A 13,584-nucleotide genomic window follows, 5' to 3' on the forward strand; every position below is an offset into this window, starting at 1 on the left:
CCCGCGGCGAAGACGTTTTGTCCCGCTGATGAGAGTGGCAGGTGATGTCACTCGACGTACCCTCGTTCGTCCACGACTTCCAGCCGGGAGCCATCCACTACGGCCGGGGCCGTGTCGCGGATCTCGACGACACCCTGGCGGCCCACGGCCTCGACTCGGCGCTCCTCGTCACCGGGACGAACGTCGGGGCGAACCGCGAGGCGATGGGCCCGATCGAGGCGGGTCTCGGTGACCGTCTCGCGGCGGTGTTCGACGAGACCACGCCCGCGAAACGGATCGAGACCGCCTACGACGGCGTCGAGCGAATACGCGACCTCGACGCCGACGCCATCGTCGCCCTCGGCTCGGGGAGTAGCCTCGACGTCGCCCGGTTCATGCGCGTCCTCGACGCCGACTTCCGGGAGGTCGCCGAGATACGCGACGAGGTCGAGGCGACCGGAACCGTCTCGGTCCCCGACGATCCCGACGCGCTGACGCCGCTGTTCGTCGTTCCGACGACGTTCGCCGGCGCGGACATGTCGATCGCCGCCGCCATCACCTACCCCACCGCCGACGGCGGCCGTGCGGAGACCATCCCGGTGGCGAAGTCGAACATGCCGACGGGGCTGTTCTACGACCCCGACCTGTTCGAGACCACGCCGACGAACACGCTCGCGGGCTCGGCCATCAACGGCTTCGACAAGGCCTTAGAGACGGTCTACTCGGCGTTCGCCAACCCCATCACCGACGCTACCGCCGTCCAGTCGCTCCGGTACCTCCGGGACTCGCTGCCCGAACTCCGGCACACGGACGACCCGGCGGTGATGGACCGGGCGGTGATGGGCATCGTCCTCGCCCAGTACGGCGTCTCGATGCCGGAGGCCTACAAGATCAACGTCGTCCACGCGTTCGGCCACGCGCTCCGCAACGAGTTCGGCCTCCAGCAGGGTGTCGCCCACGCCATCGTCGTCCCGGAGACCCTCGAACTGATCTTCGAGCAGGTCGACGGCCGGCGCGGCCTGCTGGCCGAGGGACTGGTCGTGCGCGAGGACGTCGAGGACGAGGCGGCGGCGGTCGTCGCCGCCGTCGAGGAGATCCGCGACGGCCTCTCCCTCCCCTCGCGCCTGCGCGACGTCGAGGGCCCCACCGAGGAGGGGCTCCACGACGCCGCCGTCTACGCCCGCAACGACCCGTTCATGGACCTCGGCCCGGAGGGGTTCGACCCCTCCGTCGAGGACCTGGAAGGGGTCCTCCGGGCCGCCTGGTAGGCCGGCCACGTCGAGCGCCCCACCCGACAGTTCTTGTAGTCCGCTACCGGTACCCACGGTATGGAGACCCGTCCCCTCGGCGACACGGGCCACGAGAGTTCCGTCCTGACCTTCGGTGCCATCGCGCTCGACCCGCTCGACCAGCCCGACGCGGACGAGCTGGTCGAGGAGGTCCTCGACCGCGGCGTGAACCACGTCGACGTCGCGCCGACGTACGGCACCGCCGAGCCGAAGCTCGCGCCCGTGCTCGGCGACCGTCGCGAGGAGGTCTTCCTCGGCTGCAAGACCCAGGAACGGACGTACAACGGCGCGTGGGGCGAGCTCCACCGCTCGCTCGACCGGCTCGGGGTCGACAGCGTGGAGCTCTACCAGTTCCACGCGGTCACGCGCTACGACGAACTCGAGACGATCCTCGGCGAGGGCGACGACCCGGGCGCGCTGGCGGCGTTCGAGGACGCGAAGCGGGCGGGGCTGATCGAGCACGTCGGGCTGACGAGCCACGGCGACCCGAGCCTCATCAGGACGGCGATGAAGCGGATCGACGCGCTGGAGACGGTCATGTTCCCGACGAACTACACGCTCGCCGCGAAGGAGGGGCCCGAGCACGACTACGCCGCGGTGCTCGACCTGGCCGAAGAACTCGGCCTGGGCGCGCTCGGGATCAAGGCGTTCGCGAAGGCACCCTGGCCCGACGACCTCGATCCCGAGGAGCGGCCCTACGAGACCTGGTACGAACCGTACGACGACTCCGAGGACCTGGAGACGTGTCTGCGGTTCGCGCTCTCGCGGGGGCTCACCTCCATCACCAACGCGGGCGACCCGCGGCTCGTCCCGTCGATACTGGACGCCGCCGAGGCGTTCGAGCCGATGGACGGGGACGAGCAGGCTGCGCTGGTCGAACGGGCTCGCGACGCCGACACCCCCGTCCCGCGGCCGTAGAACGGCCCGGTGCCGGCCGGCGCAGCGGCAAGGATTATGGGCCGACGCGCGTCCCGTTCCCCCATGAGCGAGCCGTCGACGATGGGGTTCGACCGGGCCGAGCGGCGTCGCATCTACGAGTACGTCGAGCGCGCGGGGGCCGCAGAGCCCGAAGAGGTCAGGCAGAGCGTGCTCGTGAAGGCCGAGAGCAGTTCCAAGCCCGCCCGGTCGGGCGGGGCGCTCTCGCGGTCGGTCCCGATGGACCGCGAGACGTTCCGACACCACGTCTCGATCCTCAAGCGCGACGGCTACCTCGAGGAGTCCGACGGGACCCTCCGGGTGGCGTTCCCGATGGGCGTAGACGCCGAGACGGTCGCCCTCGACGGGGTCGAGGCGGAGGTCCGACCGGCACGACAGGAGGACATCACCGGCATCATCGGCGTCATCGAGGCGGTCGCGGGGGGGACCGACCACGCGGTCGCCGCCCGACTCGCCGAACAGGTGAGCCGCGACGACGTGCTCCTCCGGCACAACGAGTCGGAGTCGCGGGTGTTCTTCGTCGCCACCGTCGACGGCGACGCCGTCGGCTGGCTCCACGTCGAGGCGCTGGTACACCCGCGCATGGAACACACCGCCGAACTCACCGTCGGGGTGCTCGAGGAGTACCGCGACGGCGGCCTCGGGGCGGCGCTGATGGAGCGCGGGCTCGACTGGGCGCGAGAACGGGGCTACCTGAAGGTGTACCAGAGCCTGCCGGCGACCAACGAGCGGGCCGTCGACTTCCTCGAGGAGAACGGCTGGACCGAGGAGTACCGCCGGGGGGGTCACTACCTCCTCGACGGCGAGTTCGTCGACGAGGTGGGGCTCGCGGTGTGGCTCGACGACCGGACGGTGTGACGAACGGAGCCACTCACCGACGGATCGACGGAGCGTCAGTTCGCGAGGCGGATCGCCAGGGACGGGCGGAGGGGCGTTCTCCACTGCTCGGAACCGATCGCTCCTTCGATCCAGTCTTCACACGTCGAGCCACGGAGCCGGGGGACAGACGTTCTACGACGGATTGCCAACCCTTATCCGTGGTCGTCCGTTCCCTCTATTCGCAATGGCGAAAGGCAACGTTGATTTCTTCAACGACACTGGCGGCTACGGTTTCATCACGACTGAGGACTCGGACGACGACGTTTTCTTCCACATGGAGGACGTGGGCGGCCCGGATCTCGAGGAGGGTACCGACGTGGAGTTCGACATCGAGCAGGCCCCCAAGGGCCCGCGCGCGTCGAACGTCACCCGTCTGTAGAGTCACCTGTCCGTAGAGTGACCAGTCTATAGATTCCGCCCACGGGGTATCCGCCCTCCGGCGCGAACCGATCACTATGCGCGGCCGATTCGAACCGGCGGCGCGGACCGATTCTTCGTACGCTCTACCGCGAGCGGGCGCTCCGTCGTCCGTTCGAGCGACGCGCGACCCGCCGACGAGACGCTCACGTCCCTATCCGTCCCTGTCGGCGGCCCTCGGCAGGTGGGGTCGTCCCGCCCGGCTACTTCTCCTCTCGCCTCTCGTCGTCGGGACCGGCTTCCATCCGGCCCGGCGCGTCCTCCGAACGCGTCCCGTGTTCGCGCTCCTCGTCGTCGGGGGTCGCCTCCGCTTCCTCGGCACCCGGGACCACGTCCTCTATGCTATCGACGTCCGAGAGCGCGTGGTCCTCGGGGAGCATCCCGGCCTCGTCGTCCGCCGCGACCCCGCTCGTGAGGATGCTCCGGATGCCCTCCTCGATCGTCATGTCGACGTCGTACACTCGACTCTCGGGGACGTAGGTGAGGTACCCCCCCGTGACCGGGTTCGGCGCGAGCGGGAGGAACATCGTGACCATGTCATCGTGACCGGTAGCCTCGATGGGGGCCTCAGGTGACTGGCCCGTCTCGAACCCGAGCATGTAGATGTCGTCTCCCAGACACTGGACCAGTTTCACCTCCTCGAAGTTCTCCGACCCCTCGTCGAGCATCACGTCGCCCATCCGGCGGAAGCTCTTGTAGACCGTCCCGGCACCCGGGACCGAGGAGATGGCCAAGTCGACGAACCCGACGACCTGCTGGCCGTACCGGTGCTGACCCAGCGAGCCGACGAGGACGACTACCCCCACCAGGACGATCACGGCGATGAGTTCGCCCAGGAAGTCGACGACGTAGGTGTAGACGTCGAGCTGGATGAGGAGTTCGATGAACCTGATGTCCTGGAACCACTGGATCGCCCCCATCCACTTGAGCAGATCGACGAGCGGACGGAGCGCGTCGGTGACGAAGCCGAGCACCGCGTTGAGGACGTAGATCGTGATGACGAGCGGGACGATGATCGCGATGCCCGTCATCAGGATGTCGGTCACGCCCTCGTACAGTGATTCCCCGGCCTCGACCGGGGTCCGACCCCTGTCTCGGCTCACGGGTATCCGACCCCCGCCGACACGACCGACGGACGACGGGTGTTCGCTGGCCTCGCGTTCGAAGTCATGTCCTTACACAGTCGAGCGGTCCAATTGTGTTAAATGCCTGCGAGTGAAGGCCGGGGCGGGTGGATCGAGGACGCCGGCCCCGTCCTGGAGGCGACTGACGGGAGCCGACAGGTGGCCGATCACCGGGACCGGGTCGCGGACCCTCCGTCGGACGCAGACCAGCAGGGACTTTGCCCGTCGCCGAGGAGGGACACCCGATGTACGATCGGATACTGGTCCCCGTCGACGGGAGCGCCCCCGCCGAGCGCGCCGTCGGCTACGGGGGGCTCCTGGCCGAGGCGTACGACGCGGAGCTAGAACTCCTCTACGTGCTCGCGGGGGAGCGAGACGCCGACGGCGAGGCGGGTCACGAGTCGCGGGGCGAGCGCGGCAGGGCGGTCCTCGCGGCGGCGGCGGAGCGTCTCGGCGACCGCGTGGCCGTCGAGACGCACCTGTCCGAGGGGGTTCCCCACCGGGCGATATCCGAGCACGTCGCGGCCTCGGGGGCCGGCCTCGTGGTGATGGGCCGGCGCGGTCGGGCCGGACTCGGCGAGGGGCTCCTCGGCAGCGTCACCGAGCGCGTCGTCGTCGGGGTCGACGCCCCCGTCCTCGTCGTCCCCGGGAGCGCGGAACCGGCCGACGAGGGGCTCTCGACGGTGCTCCTGCCGACCGACGGGAGCGAGAACGCCGAGGCGGCGACCGATCACGCGGTCGACCTCGCCCGACGGTTCGGGGCCCGACTCCACGTCGCGACCGTCGTCGACGTCGACTCCGCGGGCGGCCTGTTCGGCTCCAGGGGCGTCACCGACGACATCGTCGATCGACTCGAGGCGAGCGGGTCCGAGGCCGTCTCGCGGATGGTCGACGCCGTCCGGGAACGCGACCCCGACCTCGACCCGGCAACGGCCGTCGTCCGCGGGATGCCACACGAGGGCATCCGCGACTACGTGACCGCACACGACGTCGACCTCGTGACGATGGGATCTCGTGGCCGGTCGGATATCGAGCGCCAGCTGTTCGGGAGCGTCACCAAGCGGGTGCTCCGCGTGGTCGACGTCCCCGTGCTGGTGGTCCGGGGGGAGTGAACGGCCGCCGACGGGCCGCACCGCCGCTACTGTCTAACCCATCGAGGGGGCCTGTTGGGCGCGAGTCGTGCGGTTTCGGCGTCGATCGGGGTCGTTCCGTGTGGTAGCGTACCGGGGTCGACGTCACTCGGAACCCTTATGACCTGGAACGCTCTCCCTTCAGAGGTAATGGCAACTGGTACGGTCGATTTCTTCAACGACACGGGCGGCTACGGCTTCATCGAGACGGACGAGGCGGACGAGGACGTGTTCTTCCACATGGAGGACGTCGGCGGGCCTGACCTCGAAGAGGGTCAGGAGGTCGAGTTCGACATCGCGCAGACCGACAAGGGACCGCGCGCGGAGAACCTCACGCGGCTGTAAGGCGCGAGCCGTTCGACGCGGTACAGACCGAGACCGAACTCACTCTTTCATTCACCCGCCGGAGCCACGGCTCCAGGCGTATCGTCCCGTCGGCGTCGAACGGCTACTTCTCGATGGGCGTCCCGGTCGCCTCGCCGGCGCTCTCGATCAGCGCGTATCCCGCTTCGGTGGCGCGGTAGTACCCCTTGCCGTTGAGCACCTTCTCGGCGTACCCGGCCTCCACCAGGTGTCTCAGCTTCCGGTGGACGGTTCGCTTCGAGAACGTCTCCCCGTTGAGCTGCAGGTTCTCGTGTATCGGCGTCGGCGGGAGTGCCAGGTCCGAGTTGACCAGGAGTCGCAGGACCGCCTCGGCACGGAAATCGAGCATCTACACCCGAGGAGGCGACGGGCGGAGATAAACGCTGGAGCGGTGTCGAGAGGTGTGCGGTGGCGGTCCGAGCGATCCGAACACGCCGCCGGCGAGGGGGCGTGTCATCCGATGCTGACGCGACCGCCCGGCGCTCAGTCGAGCCGCGCGAGGTCGTCGTCGGTCAGGTCGACGTCGGCCGCCGCGAGGTTCTCCTCCAGGTGCTCGACGCTCGACGTCCCCGGGATGGGGAGCGTGACGTCGGAGTGTTCGAGCAGCCACGCCAGCGCGACCTGGCGTCGCGACGCGTCGTGGGCCTCCGCGACCGCGTCGAGCTCCTCGCCGAGGTCGTCGAGGTCGCCCGCGCCCATCGGGTACCAGGGGATGAACCCGATCCCGTACTCCTCGCAGGCCTCCAGGACGGCCTCCGAGTCCCGGTCGGCCACGTTGTACTGGTTCTGGACCGTCGCCACGTCGACGATGTCACGCGCGGTCTCGAGCTGATCGACGTCCACGTTCGAGAGGCCGACGTGCCGGACGAACCCGTCGTCCTTGAGCTCGGCGAACGTCTCGACCGCGTCCTCGAACGGGGTGTCGGGGTCCGGGCGGTGGTACTGGTAGAGGTCGATGGTGTCGACGCCGAGGCGGTCGCGGCTCGCGAGCACCTGGTTGCGGATGTAGTCGGGATCGCCGTGGGGGAGCCAGTCGCCGTCGGCGTTCCGGAGGAGGCCGGCCTTCGTCGCCACCGTCACGTCCGAGTCGTCGCCGTCGAGGTCGAGCTCCTCGCCGAGGAGCCGCTCGCTCACGCCCGGCCCGTACGAGTCGGCCGTGTCGACGAAGTCCACGCCGAGATCGACCGCCCGGCGGACGACCTCGTGGGCCGCCGATTCGTCCTCGGGCGGGCCGATGATGGCGTGGCCGCAGAGCCGCATCGCGCCGAACCCCATCCGGTTCACCGTCAGATCGCCGCCGATGTCGAAGGTCTCTGTCGCCATATTCGACACACGGCGACGGGGTACAAAGGCGTTCGCCACGCAGGCGACGGCCGCCGCTTCGGGCGATCTCCGCTCCCGCGACCCCGACCCGCTATTCAGGGCATCGCGACCGCCGCATCCGGCGGACGTTCAGGGCTCCGGCCGCTCGCCGAGTTCGAAGCTCGGGTTCCGCCGCTCCCCGTCCCGGACCACCGTCACGCCGAGGGGGTCGCCCGGCGAGGTCAGCAGCGCGAGGTGGGTCGAGAGGGCGGCGAGCGACCGTACCTCCCGGCCGTCGAGGCCGACGACGAGGTCGCCGCCGGTCGGGACGCCATCGACGCCGAGCGCCGAGGCGCTGCCGTCCGAGCCGCGGAGCGTCCCGTCGGCCGGGCCCCCCTCGATCACCCTCGTCACGTAGACGCCGGTCGAGCGCTCGAACCCGTTCGCGCGGGCGAGCGGCGGCGTGACGTCGAGCAGGCCGACGCCCATGTACGGGTGGTCGTACTCGCCGTCCTCGACGAGCGCGGGGACGACCCGTTGCGTGTAGGCGGCGCTGATGCCGAACGCGATGTTCTCCCCGCCGCCGCGCGTGACGACGCCCGCGACCCGTCCGTCGAGCGTCGCGAGCGGCCCTCCGGAGTTGCCGGGGTTCGCCGCCGCGTCCGTCTGGATCGCGTCCGGGATGGAGAAGCCGCTCTCGGAGGGGAGCGAGCGGTCGACGCCGCTGATGACGCCCGAGGAGAGGGACTCGCCGAGGCCGAACGGCGCGCCGACGGCCGCCACCTGCGCCCCGACCGGCGGCTCCCGCTCGACGAACGGGAGCGGCTCGGCATCCTCGGGTCTCTCGACCTCGACGGCCGCGAGGTCGGCGTAGACGTCGGCTCCGAGCAGTTCGCCCGTCCGGCTCTCGCCGCCGGTGAACCCGACGAAGAGGTCGGTCGCTCCCTCGACGACGTGCTGGTTCGTGACGACGGTCCCGTCGAACGCGACGAACGCCGACCCCTGACCGACGGGGCCGTCGTCGTCGTATCCCCGAACGACCGCGACCGAGGGGACGAGCCGCCGGTACAGGTCGGCGAACGGCTCGGTAGTGGCGGTCGTGGCCATCTCGCTGTTCCCACCCCCTGTGTCCTCGGACCCGCCCGCAGGTGTCGAACCGGGTGGGGACGCCGGGGTATCGTCGGCCGAACCCTCCCATCCCGAGCACCCGGTGAGGACGACCCCGGTCCCCGCCGCGGCCGCGAGGAGCGATCGCCGGGTCCGCGCGTTATCGTTCACGCCTGCACGTGGGGGTGACCGGATAAAAAGCCGTCTCGCGGGACCGCTCCGCCTCAGCAGAACTCCTGGGTCACCCACACCCCACCGTCCGGACCGACGACGACGCCGACGCCCTGTCGGGTGAACCGTCCCTTCAGTATCGCCGCGCGGTGGCCCTCGCTGTCCATCCACGCGTCCACGACGTGATCCGCGAGCGTCCCGGGAGTGCTCGCCAGCCCCCCGTTCGGCGAGTAGTAGACGTTCTCCCCGCCGGGGCAGTCGATCCCCCGACTGGCGTACCGTTCGGCCAGCCCTTCGTCGTCGGGGTTCTCGTGGCCGACGAACCCCCGCTCGCGCATGTCCCTGCTGTGTGCCTCGCCGGCCCGCGCGAGCGCCCGATCGTACGCGAGCGGGTCGAGTCTCCGCTCGGCCCGCTCGGCGTTCGTACGCTCGGCGACGAGGCGCTCGATTCGCGTCGCGTTCAGTCGGTCCGCCGGACTCGCACCGTCGCCTCCGTCTTCGTCGGACGCCACGACCGCTCCCCGCGTGTCGACCGTCGGCCCCAGTACGGTTCCCACAAGTAGCGCGACGACCACGACGAACGCCGTTCCGGCGGCCAGCCACGCGCCCGACCGCGAGGGGTAGAGGAGGTCGCGCCACGCCGTCGTCACACGCTCGGGCACGGACGGTCCGCCTGCCGTCGGTGTGTCGAGGTCGATCACCCACCCGCCCGTCCGATCGGCGTCGACGCCCGGACAGTCGTGGTTCGAGGGTCCCCGGTGCTCGGCACAGACCGGCGTGGCACAGTGCGGACACGACGCCGTAACAGACGTCTCGACCCCACAGACGGCACACTCCGGCATCCGACACGCGAGAGGGTTTCGGGCCTCAAAAGGGGTCGGCCCGTGACCGAACGATAGTCGTCGGAACCGCTGTACGGACCCGTCCGGTCGCTACAGCCCCGGGACCTCGCCCGTCGGCGTCGGGAGCGACCGGATCGGCCGCGGCGGAACGAGCCAGTTGCCGCGGCGCTTGACGAAGATGTACTCGAGGATGCCGTTGTTTACGCGCTGGCGGACCGCCGGCGTGATGGCGGGGATGTCGCTGCCGTTCATCGCCTCCCGTACCTCCTCGAAGTGGGCGATGTCCCGCTGGAGGGAGGGGAAGTGGAGGCTGGCGACGTCGTCGTCGGCGCTCTCGAAGTGCCGGCGGAGCAGGCGGACGTTGCCGTCCTCGTCCCGGTTGGCGCGGGCGGCCTTCTGGGCGTGCCCGACCCGACCGAACTCCCGCGCGTGCTCCTCGATGTCCTCGACGAACCGGTCGATACCCGAGTCGTCCTCGAGGCTCTCGCCCACGCCCTCGACGAGCCCCTCCTCGGCGTGGACGGGCGAGAACATCTCCATCACCCGCTCGTCGAACGACTGCTCGCCGTACCAGTCCGCGAGGCGCTGGCGGATGTTCGCGACGTGCTTCGTGGTGCCGCCGGCGAACGGCCCCGAGTCGAGCGTGACGTAGTCCTCGGTCGCCTGGTTCCGCACGAACCCGGCCTTGAATCCCATGAACAGCGGGGACTCCTCGGGGACGGGTCCGTTCGCGGGGATCCCCTCGAGGTCGCCCTGCCTGTCGGCGGGCATCCCCGGCCCGACGAACCCCGTCCGGCGGTCGGCCACCTCGAAGGCGTCGGTCAGCACCGCCCCGACATCGACGCCGTTGACGGCGTCGCGCTCGCCGGTGAGCGCCGCTTCGGCCTTCAGGAGCACGTCGGCGTTGTCCGAGGCGAGGTGGAGCAGCGCGTCCTGCCTGTCGAGTTCGGGCTCCTCGAACGGGGAGAGCCCGCGCGGCTCGGGGAGGCCGAGGTCCTCGGGGAGCGACTCGTCGTAGTGTCTGTCGAAATACGCCGGCGAGTAGGCGATGGAGTAGAGCAGCCCCTCGTGGTTCCGGACGTACGCCCGGTCGAGCGTTCGCAGGGCCGCCTCGACGGTCCCCCGGGTGTCGCCGTCCGGGTCGCCGCGGAGGTCGAGATAGAGGAGTGTCTGGTGGTTCGGGAGCAGCGAGTTACCGTACCGATCCTGTCTGACCCGCTTCTCCCAGGCGTGCTGTCGTTCGGGGAGCGTCGAGAGGTCCTCGGGGCCGGTCGGGACCGACGACTCGCCGGTGTAGCCCAGACAGGCGGAGAGTCCCGCCGCTCCGCCGACGGCGACCGCGGCCCGGAGCACGTCCCGGCGGCGCGCCTTCGGGCCCTCCATCAGAGGGACACCTCGACCGGGGCCATGTCGACGAACGCCGTCTCGTAGCCCTCGTGACGGGCGACCTGCGGCGGCGTCGGTACTTCGAGCGCGAGGTCGTCACCGGACTCGACGGCGGTGTCCCCGAGGGCCGCACCGTAGTGATAGCCCAGGTCGGGGTCGAGCGTCCGGGCGAGGTCGCCCTCGAAGACCGTCTCACCGCTCCGGGAGAGCGTCCCCGTCACAGCCATCGCGGGGATGACCATCCGGTTGTACGGCGTCCGTGCCGAGACGTAGAGGTACTCCCCGTCGCCGTCGACACCCTCCGGCGGGGCGTCGAGCCGACCGACGACGAGCACCGCGTCCCCGCTCGTCCCGGTGGCGAGGACCTCACCCGGGAGGTCGCCCTCGGCGGGCGCGACGGCGTTCGGCATCATCATCTCCATCGGGTCGACGGCGGCGGCCTCCCCCGCTCTGTCGGGGGTGTTCTCGAACATGATCTCGTCTCGGATCGACTGCGAGTAGTCGAACGAAATGCCCGCCGAGGCGGGATCGGCGAACCGGTCGACGAACGCCCCGGTCTTCCGGGTGCTCACGCCCCCGACGCTCACCGTCACGGTGTAGGTGCCGTCGCCGTCGAGCCCGAAGTTCGCCCCGTAGTGAAACCCCATCGGCTGGGAGAGCATCGGGTAGATCACCTCCTCGCTCACCAGTTCGCCGTCGCGGGTGATCTCGAGCGAGAGCCCCGCCTCCGGGAGCACCGTCCTCGTTTCGGGGTCCCACACCGACGCCATCAGGTGGACGTCGTCGTCGCTCTCGATCTCGGTCAGCTGGACCGAGCCCCCGTTGACGTTCCAGAACCGGTGGGGGTAGGAGTAGGTCAGCCCGAAGGCGTACTCGCCGCTCCCGCTCTCGCCCATCCCGGCCATCTCCATCCCCTCGACGTGGGTGGGGAAGTAGACGGCGTCGGGGCGGTCCTCGAGCACGGGCGGCGTGGACGGGATCGAGCGGGTCTCGACGAGTCCCGCACAGCCGGCCAACCCCGCGACGCCTGCCAGTCCGATCCCCTCGACGAAGTCCCGTCGTCTCATGTCTCCAACTGGGGGTCTGAGGGGCATGGGGGTTATGGTCCGACCGTCTAGTGAGTCCCCTCCCGAGTCGTCCGGGAGCCGTGCAGCGGACGGCAGGTCCCGTTCGATCGTCGAACGATACGTGTCGATAATCAGGGTTATATACCGCAGTCTCGCACCCGAACGTGACACATGAGCGGTGACCCTCCACTCGGTATCGGCGGACTCGCGAAGTCCGCCACGGTAATCGGTCTCGTACTGATACTTCTCGTCTCGATGGTCGGCGGCGTGATGGCGTTCGAGGGCGTCGACGAGGGGAAGGTGAAGGTCGTCAAGAACCAGGGTGCGGTCACGGGCACGGTCCTCGAACCCGGCTGGCACTTCATCACGCCCATCGTCGAGGGGACGGTCGCCATCCCGACGCGGCCGCAGACGTACACGATGAGCCACCAGAGCGGCGAGGGCGACAACGCGAACCAGGACGACTCGGTGCGTGTCCTCACGCAGGACGGCCTGCACGTCGACGTCGACGTGACCGTCCGCTACCGGGTCACGCCCCGTGATGCCCCGCGATTCCACGAGGAGTACCGCGACCTCCCGACGGCCGAGGCCCGCCTCATCCGCCCCACGGTTCGGTCGGTGCTCCGGACCGAGGGCGGCAACATCGACGTGACCGACATCTACACGGGCGAGGGGCAGACCCGCCTCAAGCTCGCCGTCGAGCGGGCGCTCAAGAACGAGACCGACGGCAGCGGCGTCGTCATCGAAAGCGTCCAGATACGCAACGTCCGGCTCCCCACCGAGTACGCGAACTCCATCGAACAGAAGAAGGTCAAACAGCAGAAGATCGAGGAGGCCGAGTACGAGATCCAGGTCGCGGAGAAGAACAAGGAGCGCCAGGTCATCGAGGCCGAGGCCGAGGCCGAACAGATCCGGATCAAGGGCGAGGCGCTCCGGGAGAACCCGGAGGTGCTCGACCTGCGCTACATCGAGGCGCTGCGCGAGAACGACAACACGGTCTACGTTCCGGTCGACGGCGGCGTCACCCTCACACGCGACGTCAGGGACGACAGCGATCCCGGGGCCGGGACCGCGCGCGTCGACACCGCCTCCGGGAACGAAACCGGGGACTGAACCACGGAACCGCACGCGCCGAGAATGCGACGATACGTCGGAGTCGCGGCGACCGTCCTCGCCACGTTCGTCCTGCTGGTGGCGATGGCCCGGACGTCGGGGTTCCTCCTGTTACCGCTGGCGCTCGTGCTGGTGCTCGCTCTCGGCTACGTGGGCGTCCGGATCGTGACCGGCGCGCCGTCTCCGTATCACCGGATCGCCTCGGGCGTGTTCGAGCGAACGGACTCCGAACCGGTTCGACTCTCCGAGGCGACCCCCTGCGAGTCGTGTGCCGACCGGGAGGGGGCGGGCGAGCGGCGCGTCAGCCACCGGGAGTTCGTCTTCCTCGGCGTCCCGCTCGTCCGCCTCTCGACGACGCGGACCGTCCGCTGTGAGCTGTGTGCCGATCCGCTCGGTGCGCTGGAGGACGACGAACGGGATGCCATCGACCGCGAGCTCGAACGGGGGCGGTGAGATCGCGGTTCACGGCGCGTGCGACG

The 13,584-nt window shown here is 69.9% G+C and carries 15 protein-coding genes; 8 read left to right on the top strand and 7 right to left on the bottom strand.

Going from position 1 to position 13,584, the window contains the following annotated elements; genetic code table 11:
• The first annotated feature begins 44 nt into the window (after window positions 1–44).
• The 4 genes from WDJ58_RS19440 to WDJ58_RS19455 all read left to right on the top strand — a co-directional run bounded on the left by WDJ58_RS19440 (window position 45) and on the right by WDJ58_RS19455 (window position 3,462).
• Entirely contained in the window at window positions 45–1,247 is a 1,203-nt protein-coding gene (locus WDJ58_RS19440; RefSeq protein WP_338914960.1) for an iron-containing alcohol dehydrogenase family protein, read from the top strand.
• Window positions 1,248–1,307: 60 nt separating this feature from the next.
• Window positions 1,308–2,186 (top strand): aldo/keto reductase, encoded by an 879-nt coding sequence (locus tag WDJ58_RS19445; protein WP_338914961.1) that lies wholly within the window; start codon window positions 1,308–1,310, stop codon window positions 2,184–2,186.
• Between the two features lie 63 nt (window positions 2,187–2,249).
• Complete coding sequence (locus tag WDJ58_RS19450; protein ID WP_338914962.1) at window positions 2,250–3,062, top strand: GNAT family N-acetyltransferase; 813 nt, start codon at window positions 2,250–2,252, stop codon at window positions 3,060–3,062.
• 205 nt (window positions 3,063–3,267) lie between these two features.
• A complete protein-coding gene (locus WDJ58_RS19455) occupies window positions 3,268–3,462 on the top strand; it encodes a cold-shock protein (protein WP_338914963.1) in 195 nt (64 codons plus the stop codon).
• Between the two features lie 241 nt (window positions 3,463–3,703).
• Here WDJ58_RS19455 and WDJ58_RS19460 read toward each other — a convergent pair whose 3' ends face one another.
• Window positions 3,704–4,603 (bottom strand): DUF502 domain-containing protein, encoded by a 900-nt coding sequence (locus tag WDJ58_RS19460; RefSeq protein WP_338914964.1) that lies wholly within the window; start codon window positions 4,601–4,603, stop codon window positions 3,704–3,706.
• Between the two features lie 266 nt (window positions 4,604–4,869).
• Here WDJ58_RS19460 and WDJ58_RS19465 point away from each other — a divergent pair, with 266 nt between their 5' ends.
• The gene (locus tag WDJ58_RS19465; RefSeq protein WP_338914965.1) at window positions 4,870–5,736 is read left to right on the top strand and encodes a universal stress protein; all 867 of its coding nucleotides are present in this window, start codon (window positions 4,870–4,872) and stop codon (window positions 5,734–5,736) included.
• Between the two features lie 168 nt (window positions 5,737–5,904).
• Window positions 5,905–6,099 carry a cold-shock protein gene (locus WDJ58_RS19470; RefSeq protein ID WP_338914966.1) on the top strand — a complete coding sequence of 65 codons (195 nt, stop codon included), beginning with the start codon at window positions 5,905–5,907 and terminating at the stop codon, window positions 6,097–6,099.
• A 103-nt stretch (window positions 6,100–6,202) separates the two neighbouring features.
• Here the strand turns inward: WDJ58_RS19470 and WDJ58_RS19475 are convergent, their stop codons facing one another.
• From WDJ58_RS19475 to WDJ58_RS19500, 6 genes are all read right to left on the bottom strand, one after another.
• Window positions 6,203–6,466 (bottom strand): winged-helix domain-containing protein, encoded by a 264-nt coding sequence (locus tag WDJ58_RS19475; RefSeq protein ID WP_338914967.1) that lies wholly within the window; start codon window positions 6,464–6,466, stop codon window positions 6,203–6,205.
• A 134-nt stretch (window positions 6,467–6,600) separates the two neighbouring features.
• On the bottom strand, window positions 6,601–7,440 hold the full coding sequence (locus WDJ58_RS19480) for an aldo/keto reductase (RefSeq protein WP_338914968.1): 840 nt from the start codon (window positions 7,438–7,440) through the stop codon (window positions 6,601–6,603).
• A gap of 129 nt (window positions 7,441–7,569) precedes the next feature.
• Entirely contained in the window at window positions 7,570–8,697 is a 1,128-nt protein-coding gene (locus WDJ58_RS19485; protein WP_338914969.1) for a S1C family serine protease, read from the bottom strand.
• Between the two features lie 53 nt (window positions 8,698–8,750).
• Window positions 8,751–9,539: a CAP domain-containing protein gene (locus WDJ58_RS19490; protein WP_338914970.1), complete on the bottom strand. Its 789-nt coding sequence runs from the start codon at window positions 9,537–9,539 to the stop codon at window positions 8,751–8,753.
• Between the two features lie 90 nt (window positions 9,540–9,629).
• Entirely contained in the window at window positions 9,630–10,922 is a 1,293-nt protein-coding gene (locus tag WDJ58_RS19495; protein ID WP_338914971.1) for a DUF7405 family protein, read from the bottom strand.
• Complete coding sequence (locus tag WDJ58_RS19500; protein ID WP_338914972.1) at window positions 10,922–11,992, bottom strand: iron transporter; 1,071 nt, start codon at window positions 11,990–11,992, stop codon at window positions 10,922–10,924. Before WDJ58_RS19500 ends, WDJ58_RS19495 begins: the two co-directional genes overlap by 1 nt.
• A 171-nt stretch (window positions 11,993–12,163) precedes the next feature.
• On the opposite strand from WDJ58_RS19500, the gene WDJ58_RS19505 reads away from it, so the two are divergent.
• Together WDJ58_RS19505 and WDJ58_RS19510 are read left to right on the top strand one after the other, a co-directional pair.
• Window positions 12,164–13,105 (top strand): prohibitin family protein, encoded by a 942-nt coding sequence (locus WDJ58_RS19505; protein ID WP_338914973.1) that lies wholly within the window; start codon window positions 12,164–12,166, stop codon window positions 13,103–13,105.
• Window positions 13,106–13,129: 24 nt separating this feature from the next.
• Window positions 13,130–13,558 carry a hypothetical protein gene (locus tag WDJ58_RS19510; RefSeq protein ID WP_338914974.1) on the top strand — a complete coding sequence of 143 codons (429 nt, stop codon included), beginning with the start codon at window positions 13,130–13,132 and terminating at the stop codon, window positions 13,556–13,558.
• Window positions 13,559–13,584 lie beyond the last annotated feature (26 nt).

Origin of the sequence: Salinirubellus litoreus (genome assembly GCF_037335815.1) — an archaeon.
GTDB classification, from domain to species: Archaea; Halobacteriota; Halobacteria; order Halobacteriales; family Haloarculaceae; genus Salinirubellus; species Salinirubellus litoreus.

Excerpts from the sequence above, each read along its gene's own strand:
- WDJ58_RS19440 (WP_338914960.1), top strand. The coding sequence starts at position 45 with ATGTCACTCGACGTACCCTCGTTCGTCCACGACTTCCAGCCGGGAGCC.
- WDJ58_RS19445 (WP_338914961.1), top strand. The coding sequence starts at position 1,308 with ATGGAGACCCGTCCCCTCGGCGACACGGGCCACGAGAGTTCCGTCCTG.
- WDJ58_RS19450 (WP_338914962.1), top strand. The coding sequence starts at position 2,250 with ATGAGCGAGCCGTCGACGATGGGGTTCGACCGGGCCGAGCGGCGTCGC.
- WDJ58_RS19455 (WP_338914963.1), top strand. The coding sequence starts at position 3,268 with ATGGCGAAAGGCAACGTTGATTTCTTCAACGACACTGGCGGCTACGGT.
- WDJ58_RS19465 (WP_338914965.1), top strand. The coding sequence starts at position 4,870 with ATGTACGATCGGATACTGGTCCCCGTCGACGGGAGCGCCCCCGCCGAG.
- WDJ58_RS19470 (WP_338914966.1), top strand. The coding sequence starts at position 5,905 with ATGGCAACTGGTACGGTCGATTTCTTCAACGACACGGGCGGCTACGGC.
- WDJ58_RS19475 (WP_338914967.1), bottom strand. The coding sequence starts at position 6,466 with ATGCTCGATTTCCGTGCCGAGGCGGTCCTGCGACTCCTGGTCAACTCG.
- WDJ58_RS19480 (WP_338914968.1), bottom strand. The coding sequence starts at position 7,440 with ATGGCGACAGAGACCTTCGACATCGGCGGCGATCTGACGGTGAACCGG.
- WDJ58_RS19490 (WP_338914970.1), bottom strand. The coding sequence starts at position 9,539 with ATGCCGGAGTGTGCCGTCTGTGGGGTCGAGACGTCTGTTACGGCGTCG.
- WDJ58_RS19495 (WP_338914971.1), bottom strand. The coding sequence starts at position 10,922 with ATGGAGGGCCCGAAGGCGCGCCGCCGGGACGTGCTCCGGGCCGCGGTC.
- WDJ58_RS19500 (WP_338914972.1), bottom strand. The coding sequence starts at position 11,992 with ATGAGACGACGGGACTTCGTCGAGGGGATCGGACTGGCAGGCGTCGCG.
- WDJ58_RS19505 (WP_338914973.1), top strand. The coding sequence starts at position 12,164 with ATGAGCGGTGACCCTCCACTCGGTATCGGCGGACTCGCGAAGTCCGCC.
- WDJ58_RS19510 (WP_338914974.1), top strand. The coding sequence starts at position 13,130 with ATGCGACGATACGTCGGAGTCGCGGCGACCGTCCTCGCCACGTTCGTC.